General features: G+C 57.3%; 2 rRNA genes. Both read right to left on the bottom strand.

Annotated elements, in window-relative coordinates:
* Positions 1-10: 10 nt before the first annotated feature.
* Positions 11-133: ribosomal RNA gene (gene rrf, locus VI340_RS19785) — 5S ribosomal RNA — on the bottom strand.
* 138 nt (positions 134-271) lie between these two features.
* A 23S ribosomal RNA gene (locus VI340_RS19780) occupies positions 272-989 on the bottom strand; the annotation flags it as partial.

Here is a 989-nt window from a genome sequence, read left to right as displayed (position 1 = left end):
AAGGTATGAATGGTGGCGGCGAACCGGATTTCCCAGAGGCTCGCGCACTCCAGTACTCCCCGGAACGCTGGCGGGCTTATCTTCCGTGTTCGGGATGGGTACGGGAGGCAACCCCGCCGCTGTGGCCGCCTAACGCCGAGTCGCGGATTCGAACCACGAAAGTACCAGTCTCGGTCGGTCGTCTCTTCCACCGTGTGTCCGTGCGATCCAGATTGCGCCTGGACTCGGTCAGCGACGAGTTAAATCGTCGGTGAATGAGTCACAGTGCGTATGAATGATGGCTTTGGTCTGTTAGTGCTCGTGGGCTTAACGTCTCGTTACCTCGACGCGCACACCCCGAGTCTATCGACCGCGTCTTATACGCGGGACCTCGGCGGTGTCTCTTTTCCAAGTGGGTTTCGAGCTTAGATGCGTTCAGCTCTTACCCCGTGTGGCGTGGCTACCCGGCACGTGCTCTCTCGAACAACCGGTACACCAGTGGCCACCAACCGTAGTTCCTCTCGTACTATACGGTCGTTCTTGTCAGACACCATTACACACCCAGTAGATAGCAGCCGACCTGTCTCACGACGGTCTAAACCCAGCTCACGACCTCCTTTAATAGGCGAACAACCTCACCCTTGCCCGCTTCTGCACGGGCAGGATGGAGGGAACCGACATCGAGGTAGCAAGCCACTCGGTCGATATGTGCTCTTGCGAGTGACGACTCTGTTATCCCTAGGGTAGCTTTTCTGTCATCAATTGCCCGCATCAAGCAGGCTAATTGGTTCGCTAGACCACGCTTTCGCGTCAGCGTTCCTCGTTGGGAAGAACACTGTCAAGCTATCTTTTGCTCTTGCACTCTTCGCCGGGTCTCTGTCCCGGCTGAGATAGCCATAGGGCGCGCTCGATATCTTTTCGAGCGCGTACCGCCCCAGTCAAACTGCCCGGCTATCGGTGTCCTCCTCCCGGAGTGAGAGTCGCAGTCACCGACGGGTAGTATTTCACTG

The organism is Haloarcula sp. CGMCC 1.6347 (genome assembly GCF_037078395.1).
Classification (GTDB): Archaea; Halobacteriota; Halobacteria; order Halobacteriales; family Haloarculaceae; genus Haloarcula; species Haloarcula amylolytica.
The sequence above is the reverse complement of the archived record's forward strand: the minus strand, read 5'-3'. Positions and strand labels throughout refer to the sequence as shown.